Origin of the sequence: Furfurilactobacillus entadae (assembly GCF_045862745.1) — a bacterium.
Lineage (GTDB): Bacteria > Bacillota > Bacilli > Lactobacillales > Lactobacillaceae > Furfurilactobacillus > Furfurilactobacillus entadae.
This window is the reverse complement of sequence record NZ_BQXN01000017.1, coordinates 1-14,002: the sequence shown is the minus strand read 5'-3', so window position 1 is coordinate 14,002 and position 14,002 is coordinate 1. Positions and strand designations below refer to the sequence as shown.

Annotated in this window: 17 protein-coding genes; 15 read left to right on the top strand and 2 right to left on the bottom strand. The window is 48.2% G+C overall.

The window, feature by feature from the left end; genetic code table 11:
• Window positions 1-12: 12 nt before the first annotated feature.
• The 13 genes from atpF (at window position 13) to ACKTR5_RS07825 (ending at window position 10,659) form a co-directional block, all read left to right on the top strand.
• Window positions 13-537 carry a F0F1 ATP synthase subunit B gene (atpF, locus tag ACKTR5_RS07885; RefSeq protein WP_407880578.1) on the top strand — a complete coding sequence of 175 codons (525 nt, stop codon included), beginning with the start codon at window positions 13-15 and terminating at the stop codon, window positions 535-537.
• Entirely contained in the window at window positions 521-1,066 is a 546-nt protein-coding gene (gene atpH, locus ACKTR5_RS07880; protein WP_407880577.1) for an ATP synthase F1 subunit delta, read from the top strand. Before atpF ends, atpH begins: the two co-directional genes overlap by 17 nt.
• A 27-nt stretch (window positions 1,067-1,093) precedes the next feature.
• Window positions 1,094-2,626: a F0F1 ATP synthase subunit alpha gene (atpA, locus tag ACKTR5_RS07875; protein ID WP_407880576.1), complete on the top strand. Its 1,533-nt coding sequence runs from the start codon at window positions 1,094-1,096 to the stop codon at window positions 2,624-2,626.
• Between the two features lie 19 nt (window positions 2,627-2,645).
• Window positions 2,646-3,605: a F0F1 ATP synthase subunit gamma gene (locus ACKTR5_RS07870; protein WP_407880575.1), complete on the top strand. Its 960-nt coding sequence runs from the start codon at window positions 2,646-2,648 to the stop codon at window positions 3,603-3,605.
• A 68-nt stretch (window positions 3,606-3,673) separates the two neighbouring features.
• Window positions 3,674-5,080, top strand: a complete 1,407-nt coding sequence (atpD, locus tag ACKTR5_RS07865) for a F0F1 ATP synthase subunit beta (protein WP_407880573.1) — start codon at window positions 3,674-3,676, stop codon at window positions 5,078-5,080.
• 14 nt (window positions 5,081-5,094) lie between these two features.
• Window positions 5,095-5,526, top strand: a complete 432-nt coding sequence (locus tag ACKTR5_RS07860) for a F0F1 ATP synthase subunit epsilon (protein ID WP_407880571.1) — start codon at window positions 5,095-5,097, stop codon at window positions 5,524-5,526.
• Between the two features lie 126 nt (window positions 5,527-5,652).
• The gene (locus ACKTR5_RS07855; RefSeq protein ID WP_407880569.1) at window positions 5,653-5,874 is read left to right on the top strand and encodes a DUF1146 family protein; all 222 of its coding nucleotides are present in this window, start codon (window positions 5,653-5,655) and stop codon (window positions 5,872-5,874) included.
• Window positions 5,875-5,939: 65 nt separating this feature from the next.
• Window positions 5,940-7,250, top strand: a complete 1,311-nt coding sequence (murA, locus tag ACKTR5_RS07850) for a UDP-N-acetylglucosamine 1-carboxyvinyltransferase (protein ID WP_407880568.1) — start codon at window positions 5,940-5,942, stop codon at window positions 7,248-7,250.
• Window positions 7,251-7,522: 272 nt separating this feature from the next.
• Window positions 7,523-8,512 (top strand): rod shape-determining protein, encoded by a 990-nt coding sequence (gene mreB / locus ACKTR5_RS07845; RefSeq protein WP_407880566.1) that lies wholly within the window; start codon window positions 7,523-7,525, stop codon window positions 8,510-8,512.
• Window positions 8,513-8,531: 19 nt separating this feature from the next.
• Window positions 8,532-8,834, top strand: a complete 303-nt coding sequence (gene yidD / locus ACKTR5_RS07840; protein WP_407880565.1) for a membrane protein insertion efficiency factor YidD — start codon at window positions 8,532-8,534, stop codon at window positions 8,832-8,834.
• Complete coding sequence (locus tag ACKTR5_RS07835) at window positions 8,818-9,042, top strand: DUF2969 domain-containing protein (RefSeq protein WP_407880563.1); 225 nt, start codon at window positions 8,818-8,820, stop codon at window positions 9,040-9,042. The genes yidD and ACKTR5_RS07835 overlap by 17 nt, the downstream gene beginning before the upstream one ends.
• Before the next feature lie 71 nt (window positions 9,043-9,113).
• A complete protein-coding gene (locus ACKTR5_RS07830) occupies window positions 9,114-10,328 on the top strand; it encodes an FtsW/RodA/SpoVE family cell cycle protein (protein ID WP_407880561.1) in 1,215 nt (404 codons plus the stop codon).
• Between the two features lie 25 nt (window positions 10,329-10,353).
• Window positions 10,354-10,659: a glycine cleavage system protein H gene (locus tag ACKTR5_RS07825; protein WP_407880560.1), complete on the top strand. Its 306-nt coding sequence runs from the start codon at window positions 10,354-10,356 to the stop codon at window positions 10,657-10,659.
• Between the two features lie 59 nt (window positions 10,660-10,718).
• Here the strand turns inward: ACKTR5_RS07825 and ACKTR5_RS07820 are convergent, their stop codons facing one another.
• Entirely contained in the window at window positions 10,719-11,438 is a 720-nt protein-coding gene (locus tag ACKTR5_RS07820) for a gamma-glutamyl-gamma-aminobutyrate hydrolase family protein (protein ID WP_407880558.1), read from the bottom strand.
• 150 nt (window positions 11,439-11,588) lie between these two features.
• On the opposite strand from ACKTR5_RS07820, the gene ACKTR5_RS07815 reads away from it, so the two are divergent.
• Window positions 11,589-12,572, top strand: a complete 984-nt coding sequence (locus ACKTR5_RS07815) for a DUF2785 domain-containing protein (protein WP_407880556.1) — start codon at window positions 11,589-11,591, stop codon at window positions 12,570-12,572.
• Window positions 12,573-12,677: 105 nt separating this feature from the next.
• Complete coding sequence (locus ACKTR5_RS07810; RefSeq protein WP_407880555.1) at window positions 12,678-13,811, top strand: D-alanine--D-alanine ligase family protein; 1,134 nt, start codon at window positions 12,678-12,680, stop codon at window positions 13,809-13,811.
• A gap of 100 nt (window positions 13,812-13,911) precedes the next feature.
• Here ACKTR5_RS07810 and ACKTR5_RS07805 read toward each other — a convergent pair.
• Window positions 13,912-14,002, bottom strand: a 91-nt coding sequence (locus ACKTR5_RS07805) for an IS3 family transposase (RefSeq protein ID WP_407880658.1), incomplete at its 5' end; no start/stop codon positions are given.

The window sequence follows — 14,002 nt, the reverse complement described above, 5'->3', positions numbered from 1 at the left end:
AGGTGCCAATAGATGTTTTCACCATTAGTAATGGCGGCTGAAAAGGGTTTCGATTACGGAGACATGCTTTTCTACATGGTCGCTTTCGTGTTACTGATGTGGCTCGTCAAGGTTTTCGCATGGAAACCAGTGACGAAGATGATGAATGAACGGGCGACTAAAATCGCTGACGACATTGATTCCGCTGAAAAGTCACGTGCCGATGCTGCTGATTTAGCAACACAACGCCGCGACGCACTCGCAAACTCGCACCAAGAAGCAGCAACCATTGTGGCTGATGCCAAAACAACGGGGAACGAGCAACGTGATCAAATCATCGCCCAGGCTCAGACTGATGCTCAATCATTGCGCGAACACGCAACGGCTGACATTGATCAAGAACGCCAGGACGCCTTAGTTAGTGCACGTAAAGACGTGGCTGATTTATCTATTGAGATTGCTTCCAAGATCATTCACAAGCAATTGAATGCCGATGATCAAAAGGCATTGATTGATTCTTATATCGAAGGGTTGGGAAAAGATGACCAAACTCGCTAAAACACAAGTTGCGCGTCGTTACGGCCGTGCCATGTTTGACGCTGCCAGCGATCGTCAGCAACTAGAGTCTGTTTATGACGAGCTCATCCAAGTCCAAGGTGTTTTTCAATCCGTTCCTACGTTAGGCACGGTTTTGACAGGTGCTGGCTTACAGAACCCTGAGAAAGAAGCCCTCTTGAAGCCTTTGCTGGACGCGGCTAGTCCGCTCGTCCATAATTTCTTGCAAATGCTTTTCGACTACGGCCGGTTGAATGACACGGTCGCAATCATTGATGAGTTCAAACGACTCTATGATGAACAAAACCAAACTGTTTATGCTGATGTGACCACTGCTGTTGCGCTTAGTGATGAGCAGCAACAGCGGTTAGCCGCTAGCATTGCTAACCGTGTGGGTGCCAAAACAGTGCATGTGAACCAGCTTGTTGATCCTGAAATTGTTGGTGGCGTTATCGTCAACAGCAACAACACGGTGATCGATGGTTCGATTCGCACACAGTTAGCTCATATCCGTCAAGCATTGACGCGATAAAATTCTTTGCAAAGAGGTGAAATCCGCATGAGCATCAAAGCTGAAGAAATCAGCGCTCTCATTAAGCAACAACTTGAGAATTATCAAGAAGAGCTGACCGTTGAAGAAACGGGAACAGTAACCTACGTCGGTGACGGGGTTGCCCGTGCTCATGGTCTGGATAATGCTTTAGCTGGCGAACTGCTTGAGTTCGACAACGGTGTCTATGGCATGGTTCAAAACCTCGAATCCGATGATGTCGGAATCGTTGTTTTGGGTGCTTACGACGGGATCCAAGAAGGTTCATCCGTTAAACGGACGGGCCGGATCATGGAAGTTCCCGTTGGTGATGCTTTAATTGGCCGCGTTGTGAACTCACTGGGGCAAGCAATCGATGGGAAGGGTGAGATCAAGACTGATCACACCCGTCCTGTTGAATACAAAGCTCCTGGTGTTATGCAGCGGAAGTCCGTTAGTGAACCATTACAGACCGGGATCAAAGCCATTGACGCCCTTGTTCCGATTGGCCGTGGTCAACGTGAGTTGATCATCGGTGACCGGAAGACAGGGAAGACGTCATTGGCCATTGATACGATTGTTAACCAAAAGGATCAAGACATGATTTGTGTGTATGTTGCGATCGGTCAAAAGGAATCAACAGTGCGTTCACAAGTTGAAACACTGCGCCAACTTGGGGCCATGGATTACACAATCGTTGTTTCTGCAGGTCCTTCTGAACCTGCGCCAATGTTGTACTTAGCACCATATGCTGGTGCAGCAATGGGTGAAGAGTTCATGTACAACGGCAAGCATGTGTTGATCATTTATGATGACCTTTCCAAGCAAGCCGTTGCTTACCGTGAACTGTCCTTGATTTTGCGTCGGCCACCAGGTCGTGAAGCTTACCCTGGGGACATTTTCTACACCCACTCACGTTTGCTTGAACGTGCCGCTAAGTTGAGTGATGAAATGGGTGGTGGTTCAATGACTGCCTTACCAATCATCGAAACGCAAGCTGGTGACGTTTCAGCCTACATTCCAACTAACGTTATTTCCATCACCGATGGACAAATCTTCCTGAACTCTGATTCATTCTATTCAGGTGTTCGGCCAGCCATTGACGCCGGGACGTCTGTCTCTCGTGTTGGTGGGGATGCCCAGATTAAGGCCATGAAGAAGGTTGCCGGGACATTGCGTTTGGACTTATCTTCATACGCAGAATTGGCTTCCTTCGCACAGTTCGGCTCCGACTTGGATCAAGCGACCCAAGACCGGTTGAACCGTGGGAAACGGACCATTGAAGTTCTGAAACAACCACTTCATGCACCACTTGCTGTTGAAAAGCAGGTTGTGATCTTGTATGCCTTGACACGTGGATTCTTGGATCAAGTGGACACTGATGACATCGCCCGGTTCCAAGAAGAACTGTTCGATGACTTCGATGCTAACCATGCAGATCTGTTGGACACCATCAAGTCAACGGGTGCGTTGCCAGATGATGACGCCATGAAGGCTGCAATCAGTGCATTTGGTGAGAATTTCCAACCAACTAAGGCTGCAACTGACGCAGCTGCTAACTAGTTGAAGGGAAGGTGAGCAAATGCCTGCAGCATTAAACGAAGTTAAACGCCGGATTAGTTCAACGCAGAATACCGCTCAAATTACGACGGCCATGCAAATGGTGTCAACGTCAAAATTAAGCCAAATTCAGCGCCATACCGCTGGTTATCAAGTTTATGCATCAAAGGTCGAAAGCGTTGTGACTCACCTCGCTGCCTCTCACTTATTGGAAACAGCCACCGTTGATGCGGCGGCTTCCAATAAGACTGACGACGTGCCTGTTAGTAGCTTGATGGCACAACGGCCGGTTAAGAAAACCGGCTTGTTGGTTATTACCTCAGACCGTGGGTTAGTGGGGAGTTATAACAGTAGCATCATTAAGGCAACCAATGATTTCATCAAAGAACATGGCCGGACGGAAAATGACTATGTCATTATGGCCGTTGGTGGTAACGGGGCCGACTTCTATAAGAAGCGCGGCATGAACGTTGCCTATGAGTATCGTGGTGTAAGCGATGTTCCGACTTTTATTGAAGTTCGGGAAATCGTGAAGACCGTGACCGCAATGTACAACGATGAAGTTTTTGACGAGCTGTATGTTTGTTACAACCACTTTGTGAACCGTTTGACCTCACGTTTCCGTTCCACCCGGATGTTACCCATCACGGGCGAAACGGTGGCGGAATCTAAGCCAGACGGGGATGAAGCAGTTCAGCCGGATGATCATACAATCAGCATTACGCCAGAATATGAACTAGAACCTTCTGCAGAGGAGATTCTTCAAGTTGTTCTGCCACAGTATGCTGAGAGTTTAGTTTACGGCGCGATCCTTGATGGGAAGACATCAGAGCACGCATCAAGTTCTACTGCGATGCAGACTGCCTCTGATAATGCCCAGGACTTAATCGACAGTTTGAGCCTTCAGTATAACCGTGCTCGTCAGAGTGCGATTACGACTGAAATCACCGAAATTACTGGTGGTCAAGCTGCGTTAGGCTAGGTGGTTAAAGTCCATAATGTGAGGGAACTCCGTTATGGTTGAAAAAATGATGGAAGGAAGAAACGCGAATGAGTTCTGGTAAGATTGTTCAAGTTATCGGACCCGTTGTTGACGTTGAATTCCCTCTGGATGGCACATTACCTGCCATTAACAACGCGCTTCAAGTTAAACGTTCCGATGATAAGGATCTGACGGTCGAAGTTACCTTGGAATTAGGTGACGGAGTTGTTCGGACGATTGCCATGGATGGAACGGATGGCTTACAACGTGGGATGGAAGTCGAAGACACAGGTCATTCAATCTCTGTTCCCGTTGGTGAAGAAACGTTGGGACGGGTATTCAACGTCCTCGGGGAACCAATTGACGGCGGTGCAGACTTAGGTCCAGATGTTCAGCGCGACCCGATTCACCGGGAAGCACCTGACTACGACCAGTTGGCAACCAGTACCGAAATCCTTGAAACAGGGATTAAGGTTATCGATTTACTTGCCCCATATGTCCGTGGTGGTAAGGTCGGACTCTTCGGTGGTGCCGGTGTTGGGAAGACGGTTCTGATTCAAGAACTGATTCATAACATCGCGCAAGGCCACAACGGGATTTCTGTGTTCACCGGTGTTGGTGAACGGACCCGTGAAGGTAACGACATGTACTTTGAAATGAAAGGATCAGGTGTTCTTAAACAGACGGCCATGGTTTATGGTCAGATGAATGAACCACCTGGTGCCCGGATGCGTGTTGCCTTAACTGGTTTGACAATTGCGGAATACTTCCGTGATGTTAAGGGCCAAGACGTGTTACTTTTCATCGATAACATCTTCCGGTTTACCCAAGCCGGTTCAGAAGTGTCAGCTCTGTTAGGGCGGATTCCTTCAGCCGTTGGTTACCAACCAACGTTAGCAACTGAAATGGGTCAACTGCAAGAACGAATCACTTCAACTCAAAAAGGTTCCATTACGTCGATCCAAGCCGTTTATGTGCCAGCCGATGATTATACCGACCCGGCCCCTGCAACGACGTTCGCGCACTTGGACGCAACGACGAACTTGGAACGGTACCTGACACAACAGGGGATCTACCCTGCCGTTGACCCACTTGAATCAACTTCTTCAGCATTAACACCTGAAATCGTTGGTCAGGAACATTACGATGTTGCTAGCCGGGTTCAACAGATTTTGCAACGGTACCATGAGTTACAAGACATCATCTCAATTCTTGGGATGGATGAATTGTCTGATGAAGAACAAACAATCGTTGCTCGTGCTCGCCGGATCCAAAACTTCTTGAGTCAACCATTCTCCGTTGCGTCACAGTTTACTGGGATCGATGGTCAATATGTATCTGTTGAAGATACGGTTAACGACTTTAAAGAAATCTTGGACGGTAAATACGATGACCTTCCTGAAGAAGCATTCCGACTTGTCGGAACGATTGATCAGGCGGTCGCTAAGGCCAAGCAACTACAAGGTAACAATTAAGGGGGCAATGAACAATGGCTGAACCTCAACTGACTGTCACCATTGTGACGCCCGATGGAACGTGTTACGAAAATGACCAAGCAACCATGTTTGTTGCGAAAACAACGAACGGGGAAATTGGGATTTTACCAAACCACGTGCCATTGATTGCGGCTTTGGAAATTGATGAAATTCGGGTTAAGCATGATTCTAGTGATGAAGATGAAATCGCCGTGAACGGTGGCTTTGTTGAATTCTCAGATAATGTGGCAACCATTGTTGCCGATTCTGCTGAACAACAGTCTGATATCGACATTACCCGGGCTGAAAGTGCACGGACCCGTGCACAAAATGCCATTCAACATGCGCAACAGGTTCACGACACCGCTGAATTACGGCGGGCGGAAGTGGCCTTGCGTCGGGCGATTAACCGAATCAACGTTGGTTCGCATAACCGTAACCGGTAGTGCAATTAATTTCACCAGTAAAGAGACTTACTAAAATTTTAGTAAGTCTCTTTTTTTGAGTGAAATATCACGACGCGGGCTTGATTTTTATGCTAAACTGGCGTGTATAAATTAGCGAGGTGCAAAATGGCAGTTTACGGGTTTTCAGCGGTGATTAAGATTGTGGTGCAGTTGGCCTTTATTTGGCTTGCTTTTTGGGCATTGCGACCATTACCGCTCGTTAAAATCATGCCAATGTACCCACGGCAGGCGCAGCTTCTGTTAGTTTTGCTGGCCATTACCGTGGGTTACACATGCAGCTCGTTTTTTATTGATTTAACACAAACATTGATCGGCTACCAACCGTAACAAAGGCGCGTTGGCCCATCAATCACAAGATTAACGAATTCATGTCAGTTTGGAGGAACATACCAATGGAAAAAATCATCGTTCATGGCGGTCAACCGCTATCAGGAACGGTTCACATTGAAGGCGCCAAAAATGCTGTGTTGCCAATTCAAGCAGCAGCCATCTTAGCGTCATCTGGCGAATTAGCATTAACGAACGTCCCGGCGCTATCAGATGTTTACTTGATGAACAAGGTGCTGAGCTTTTTAAACATCGATGTTAATTTTGATCAACAAAGTAAATCGGTTACCTACGATGCGACACGCCAACTTGGTTCAGAGACGCCGTTTGAGTACGTTTCAAAGATGCGTGCGTCAATGGTCGTCATGGGTCCATTATTAGCCCGAGTTGGTCGAGCACGCGTTGCGATGCCAGGTGGATGTGCCATTGGTAGTCGGCCAATTGACTTACATTTAAAGGGATTTGAAGCATTAGGGGCTACGATTGAACAGCATGATGGCTACATTGAAGCCAATGCGGACCACCTGACAGGGGCCAATATCTACCTTGATTTCCCAAGTGTGGGGGCCACTGAAAACATCATGATGGCCGCAACGTTAGCACAAGGAACAACATTGATTGAAAACGTTGCCCGCGAACCAGAAATCGTGGACTTAGCCAACGTGCTCAATAAAATGGGGGCCCACGTCTTCGGCGCTGGGACGGAAACAATTCGGATCGAAGGGGTTTCCGCCCTTCATGGTTGTGAGCACAGCGTGGTTCAAGATCGTATTGAAGCCGGGACGTTTATGGTGGCTGCGGCCATCACCCAGGGAAACGTGTTGATTGCTGACGCAATTCCTGAGCATAACAAGCCCCTGATTTCAAAACTGTTAGAGATGGGCGTAACGGTGCAAGAAGAAGCCGGTGGCCTCCGCATTATTGGGCCTAAGACACTCCAACCAGCGGATGTTAAGACGTCACCACACCCAGGTTTTCCAACGGATATGCAACCACAGGTTTCCGTGCTTCAGTTAATGGCAACCGGAACCAGCACGTTGACTGAAACAGTGTTTGAAAACCGGTTCAACCACCTTAATGAACTTCGCCGGATGAACGCGAAGTTTACAATTGAGGGGAACACGGTTGCCCTCCAAGGGCCGACGGACTTTAGTGGTGCTGAGGTTGGGGCCACTGATTTACGGGCCGCTGCGGCACTTGTTTTAGCGGGACTTGCAGCAACCGGCTATACGACAGTGACCAACTTGAACTACCTTGATCGTGGGTACTGTGATTTCCACACCAAGTTAGCGGCACTGGGCGCTGAAATTGTTCGTGTGGACATGGCCACAGATTTGCAAGCCATTATTTCAGATCAATCATTAAAAATTTTATAGAACAGGTGTAAGCACCAGTTCATGCAAATGACTGACGTTCCGTAACTTTGGAGCGTCAGTTTTTTAGTGTGACGGATGCCTAGACTAAACCCGTGAATGGGGGTGTAGTGGTTTAATGATTGAAGTGATTCTTACGGGGATTTTAATGAAAACACAAGGTTAGCTGACTTCCCTACTGCCCGTAGCGTTAACCGGAAGGATGCTACTGACGAACCGGTTCATCTTGTGCTATAATTGTGCATTGAAATTGTGCGTTTTGAAAGGAGTTTAACATGGCTAAGGATATTGGGATCGATTTAGGCACGGCCAACGTGTTGATCTACGTTGTTGGCAAGGGCATCGTCTTAGACGAACCGTCCGTTGTTGCCATAGATACCAAGACAGAGCGCGTGCTAGCTGTGGGATCAGAAGCTTACCGAATGGTTGGTCGGACCCCCAGCAACATCCGCGCGATTCGACCATTAAAGGATGGGGTGATCTCAGACTTTGATGTAACAGAAGAAATGCTGTCCTACTTTATTAATAAATTAAATGTGAAGGGCTTTATGTCACGCCCAAACATCATGATCTGTGCGCCAACGAACATCACGGAGATTGAACGCAAGGCCATCATTCAGGCCGCTGAAAAATCCGGTGGTGCCAAGGTTTACCTCGAATATGAGCCAAAGGTTGCCGCAATTGGTGCCGGGTTAGACGTGTACCAAGCCACGGGTAACATGGTGATCGATATTGGTGGGGGGACGTCCGACATTGCTGTATTGTCACTTGGCGACATTGTGGCAAGTACCTCGTTGCGGATGGCCGGTGACCGAATGAACGCGGACATTGCCGCATACGTTAAGCGGGAACACGGATTGGTGATTGGTGAACATTCTGCTGAAAACATTAAGATCAAAATTGGAACCGCCGTTGTGGAAGATGAACCAGAAACAATGGAAGTTCGTGGTCGTGATAATGTTAACGGGATGCCACACTCTGTGGAAATCAACGCAAACGAGATCGAATCAGCGTTGCACGAGACCTTACAACAAATTGTTGAGGCTGCGCACGGTGTTCTTGAACGGATCCAACCAGAACTTGCCGCAGACATCATCGACCGTGGGATCATCCTGACCGGTGGTGGCTCCTTGTTAAACGGTTTAGATCAATTGATTTCCCGAGAACTGCAAGTGCCAGTCATGGTGTCTGAACAACCACTGGACAACGTGGCGAAGGGTGCTGGGCAGTTATTAGAACGGATGAACGGTAAAGCAAAAGACTAACCGAGTGGAGGTGGTCATTGTGAAATGGTTGTTAACTGCATTGATTCACGGGTACCAGCGGTTCATTTCACCGTTATTTCCACCGAGCTGTCGGTATTACCCAACGTGTTCTAATTACATGCTTGATGCGTTAAAAAAGCGTGGTGCAATACAAGGAACTGTGATGGGGCTTGCCCGAATTTTACGGTGTAACCCGTTTGTTCGTGGCGGCTATGATCCGGTTCCCGATTACTTTACCGTTCGACGCAATCCTGACCCGCAAGACATGGATCCGATTGTGGCGGCGTACATTCATGGAGAACAGCATGGCAAAAAAAGATAAAACAATTCCGGTGTCAATCGAAGAAAAAACGGTTAACGGTAAGGAAATTGAAGAAGTATTAGTAAACAAACAGGCAATTGGTGAAATTGAAGCGACCGAAGATGGCAAGAAGTTTACGGCCACCATGACGGCAGGGCAAAAATTCACCGTTAAGAGCCAAGAAGAGGCCCTTCAGGCCATTCTGGCGGAATATAACCTACATGGTTAGTCGTTTCATTTATGCGGCGACCGTGGAAGCTAACGGCACGGCATGATGGAACCCTGTGAAGGAGGCCAAACGTGCAACGAGAACGAAATTCTGCTAGTCGGAATGAAAAAAACCTAGATTCACGCATCGATTGGGGCATCATTTTTTGTGTCCTCATGCTGGCGTTAATCGGAATTGCCTCCATTTACGTGGCGGCGTCACATGATACGAAGGCAATCAGCATCTCCAAACAGGTGATTACCCAAATCGTGTGGTACGTGATCGGAACGGTTGCGATTGTTGTGTTAATGCAGTTTGATTCAGAACAGTTATGGAAGTTGGCACCGCTAGCATACGGTGTTGGGATTTTCCTATTGGTCGCGGTGCTCGTCTTCTACAGTCGGGCGTACTACGTTCAAACGGGGGCCCGCAGTTGGTTTGCAATCGGACCGTTGACGTTTCAACCGTCGGAAGTTATGAAACCAGCGTACATTTTGATGATGGCGCGGGTCATTTCCATGCACAACACTGAGTATCCCACCCACACAGTGCGGACCGACTGGTTGTTGATTGGAAAAATGTTTGCCTGGACGTTACCCATTTTCATTCTGATGAAGCTTCAAAATGACTTTGGGACGAACTTGGTGTTCGGCGCCATCTTTGCCGGAATGATTTTGGTGTCCGGGGTGACGTGGCGCATTTTAGCCCCAACGTTTATTGGGGCCGCCGTTATTGGTGGCGGGGCCTTAACGTTGGTGATCACTGACTGGGGCCGGGCCATTTTGGGCCACCTTGGCTTTCAATCTTATCAATTTGCGCGGGTCGACACGTGGTTGCACCCAAATGCCGATACCACCAACCAGGGTTATCAGTTATGGCAAAGTATGAAGGCCATCGGTTCTGGTGGTCTGTTCGGAACGGGCTTTAACGTTTCACACGTTTACGTTCCCGTTCGTGAATCGGACATGATTTTTTCTGTTATTGGTGAAAACTTCGGGTTTGTGGGCGGCTTACTGCTCATTATCTTGTATTTCTTCCTGATTTGGCAGATGGTCCGGGTCACGTTTGATACAAAGAATGAATTCTATGCCTACATTGCAACCGGTGTGGTGATGATGATCTTATTCCACGTGTTTGAAAACGTGGGGATGACGATCGGATTGCTACCATTGACCGGGATTCCGTTGCCCTTTGTTAGTCAGGGGGGCTCTGCCTTGATTGGGAACCTCATTGGGATCGGATTGATTATGTCAATGCGGTATCACTACACGAGTTATATGTTTAGTAATGATTCACGGTTTAAATAACTTAAACTAAAGCGAGGTTATGATGATGAATAACGATGCAGAACGTTACTTTTGGACAAAAACAACGGATGAGGGTACGAAGCTAGGGCTTAGTAAAGACGCTCAGGATGAACTTGGCAACGTGACGTACATTGACTTGCCCAAGGTTGGCAGTGAACTTGTGGCCGGGCAAACGTTTGTCAGCATGGAAGCTGAAAAAGCCGTTTCTGACATGCCAAGTCCAATCAGTGGAACGGTGACCGGGTTGAATCCTGCGTTAGCTGACGGAACAGATGCGCTAAATGGCGACTGGGACGAAGCGTGGTTATTAACATTTACCCCAGCAAAGTAATCCAATGACTTAACAAAAAGACACTTGTCGATCATCATCGACAAGTGTCTTTTGTGTTATTAGTGGGTTGCGGCAGTGACGAAGCCGCTAAAAATGGCCGCTGCGTGGGAATCAGTCGCCGCCATCATTTCAGGATGAAACTGAACGGCAACGAGTTGACGGGTCACGTCTTCAACGGCTTCAATAACACCATCAGTCGCGGTTGCGGTGACGGTGAGACCAGGAGCAGGTTGCTGCACTGCTTGGTGGTGAAATGAGTTAACCTGGCCGTGATCGCCCCACACGGCCTGCATGCGGCTGTTGGGGGTGGTGGTTATCCCGTGAGTGGGGGTCGCCCACGCCGTTGGGTACTGATTGTGGGCAATGGCATTGTTCACGTGACTGGCGATATCTTGAAGGTTCGTCCCACCTAGCGTTGCGTTAATGATTTGCAAACCGCGGCAAATACCGAGAATCGGCTTGTGGGCCGCAATGGCCGCTTTGATCAATGCCTGTTCAAATTGATCACGAGCGAGGTCGTTTAACTGGTTAACTGGCTCAGGTTCTGCACCGTACAGGCTGGGGGTCACATCCTGGCCACCGGTTAAGAGAAGGCCGTCGACGTGCTCAATGTAGGCTGCGGCCGTTTGGGGATCACCGATGGGCAGTAAAAGGGGAAGGCCACCAGCTGCGGTAACGCTAGCGACATAGTTCTTTTGTGTGTAGTCAACGTAATTATCATCAAAATGGTCGCTGGGGCGAATGAGGTGGTTGGTGCCAATACCAATTAGGGGTTGCATAAAAATCACTTACTTTCATCAGAATAATGTGTTCAGTATAGGCCTCTTTAAATAAAACGGCGACTGTTGTGTGTTACAAAAGGCCAGTAAGTTGCGTCAGCTGTCACTGGCCGTTAAGATGAAAGGATAGTAAGAAGGGACGGATGGAAGATGACAGAGGAGTTAAAACAGGTAACGGTGGTTAGACAGGCGTTACAAGACCTTCGGCAACAGTTACAGGCCGGAACGATCTATCAATCACTTGGGAGCCGGGTTGCCCATGTTTTGGCAGCAGCACCACATAATGATGCAACGCCGGTGACACTCCCTGATGATGAGGACGGGATTCGTGCCCTGGTGGCAACGTTGAACCGTGAGCTCCAAAGCGGCACCTTAGATAGCGTGACAGACGAGCAGTTGCTAATGTTGCTTGGTCATTTGGGGAGTACTGATCTAACGGTGCGAGACCAGGGCGTTTATTACTTTTTGAATGACGCCGTGCAACAACACGTGTTAACGGCTGACCAGATGCGGTTGGTGATGAACGCGTTATTGCAGGATAAAGTTCTTTTTGACCACATCACGGAGCCCACTAATGACGGGATCTACGGGCGGTCATTTGCCATGATGGTGCTGTCATTATTCGTCTATGTTGATCGGGTCGGGACGGCGTTTATGACGCCTGAGATGATGGACCGCCTGGTTGATCAAGTGTTGACTTACATAGCCCTTGAGGACGATACACGTGGGTTTGTCGGCACCACGGGATGGGCGCACGCGTACACCCACATTGGCAACATGCTTGATGAGCTGGCAGAAAGTCAGTTATTAAGTCGGGCGGACAAACTGCTTATGATGGTGGTCTTACTGCGGAAGTACCGACGGTTAGGCACCCCGCTGATTGCTGGTGAAAATCGGCGTCTCGCTGCTTATTTTGCAACGCTTCTAAACATGAACGATTTATACACCCAGGCCTTTTTGCAAGAGTGGCACCAGTGGCGGGCCGTGTTAAGCAATCAACCACAGCCAAACGAGGAGGCAGGGTGGAATAAGCTCTTCAATCGTTCCCGGTTGGCGACCGCCATGTTGTTGCGTGATGACTATCCAGAGGCCATTACCGCTGCACTCGAAGTGGAACGGGACTTTATGTCGTAACTAAAGTTTATGCGGCGGTTTTTTGGTCGTTTCGGGTTCGGTCTGGTATACTTAAGGTTCTATCAACAGACCGATTAAAAAGCGAAGAATAGGATGAGGAATTTTATGGACAAGAAAAAGTTGCACATCGCGTTATTATTTGGTGGTAACTCCTCAGAGCATGACGTTTCAAAGCGTTCTGCGCACAACATTTACGATGCCATGGACAAGGATAAGTACGACGTTAGCCTGTTTATGTTCACCAAGGATGGCGTTTTACTAGGAAACAAGGCATCACACCGGATTTTCGATGGTGAACCTGAAGACGTTGTTGTGGCCGAAGAACTACCGAAGATTGATCAATCTAACCCACTTGCACCAGTGCTGGCGCTTAGCGAAGTGAAGGACATCGATTTGTTCTATCCCGTTATCCACGGAAATCTTGGTGAAGATGGGACCATTCAGGGGTTGTTTAAGCTCCTGAAGAAGCCTTACATCGGAAGTAATGTGTTAGCATCCGCCGTCTCGTTTGATAAGGACATGACTAAACGGATCCTGAACCAAGCGCACGTTCGCAACACGGAGTACGTGGTGATTACCCCTGAAAACAAGGACCAGATGGATTACGACACGGTTGCTGCAAAGGTTGGCCGGGTGATGTTTTTGAAGCCTGCTAACCAAGGCTCATCCGTGGGGATTCACAAGGTGTCAACCAAAGAAGAATTTGACGCTGGTTTGGCGGATTCTCTACAATATGACTTCAAAGTCCTGGCTGAAGAAGCGGTTGATCATCCACAGGAAATCGAAATTTCGATTCTTGGTAATGAACATCCCCGTGCGTCAAAACTGGGGGCCGTTCGGGTGCCAGACTCTGACACGTTCTACGACTATAACAACAAGTTCGTGGATGCCAGTGGCATTGTGTTTGAACTACCAGTGATCCTGCCAGAATCACTTGCAAATGAAATTACCAAGATGGGGCTGGATGCGTACGTCGCCCTTGGCTTAAAGGGGTTAGCCCGGATCGATTTCTTGGTTTCACAAGATGGGGTTCCGTACCTCAGCGAACCAAACACGTTGCCAGGCTTTACCAACATCAGTCTGTACCCACAAATGTGGGGTGTTTCCGGGATTAATTATCCATCCCTGATTGATGAAATTATTGATTACGGTTTGGCCGAGTTTAAACGAAACGAGTCCATCAGTTACTCGTTCACAGAATTAGGAACTGAACACGTTGGTGAAAAGAAGTATAACTAGCCATGTGTGCTTAGCCGAGTGCGTTAATGAAACTAAAGAAACGACTGTTTTCCTAAATGTTCGGGAAAGTGAAGTGAACCCATTAAGTTGGACATGTATATTAAGCGACTGATTGAAGGGCAAGCTGCCGGTATTGAACCGGTGTCTTGCCTTTTAGTTTGGTTTTGATTCGGCCTTGGTTGTAATAATCC